The sequence below is a fragment of the Mesorhizobium sp. M7A.F.Ca.US.014.04.1.1 genome, from assembly GCF_003998745.1.
Classification (GTDB): domain Bacteria; phylum Pseudomonadota; class Alphaproteobacteria; order Rhizobiales; family Rhizobiaceae; genus Mesorhizobium; species Mesorhizobium ciceri.
Window position 1 is genome coordinate 1 of sequence record NZ_RZRW01001299.1, and the last position, 670, is coordinate 670.

The 670-nt window shown below is 65.4% G+C and carries 1 protein-coding gene; it reads left to right on the forward strand.

What is annotated here, in order from left to right:
- Positions 1 to 670 (forward strand): aldehyde dehydrogenase family protein (locus EOA22_RS36185; RefSeq protein WP_127390739.1); only part of this gene is annotated, 670 nt, incomplete at both ends.

Consider the following 670-nt stretch of genomic DNA (forward strand, 5'->3'; position numbering starts at 1 on the left):
GGGCGACACCATCCCCGTCAACAAGCTTGACATGCTGAACTTCAACATGCGCGAGCCGCTTGGCGTCATCGGCATGATCACGCCGTGGAACTCGCCGCTGATGCTGCTCACCGGCACCTTGGCGCCTTGCCTTGCCATCGGTAACACCGTTGTCATCAAGCCGTCCGAACACGCCACCGCCTCGACGCTGGCGCTGGCCGAACTGATCATGGAAGCCGGCTTCCCCGCCGGCGTCGTCAATGTCGTGACCGGCACCGGCACCAGCGCCGACGACGCGCTGACGCGTCATCCCGACATCGCCCAGATCGTCTTCACTGGCAGCACGGCCACCGGCCGGCGGATCGCCACCAACGCCGCCGCAAACCTGGTTTCGTGCCAGATGGAGCTTGGCGGGAAATCACCTCCGGTCGTCTTTGCCGACGTCGACTTCGACCATGCCGTCAACGGCGTCGTCTCCGGCATCTTCGCGGCCGCCGGCCAGAGCTGCGTTGCCGGATCGCGCTGCTTCGTCGAGGCCAGTATCTATGACCGTTTCGTCGACGCGCTGGTCGAGCGCGCCAGGCGGGTCAGGGTGGGCCACCCCCTGAATGACGATGCCGACATGGGTCCGCTGGCGCTGTCGGCACAACTTGCCAAAGTTGAAAGCTACGTCGCCTCGGGCGTCCATCAG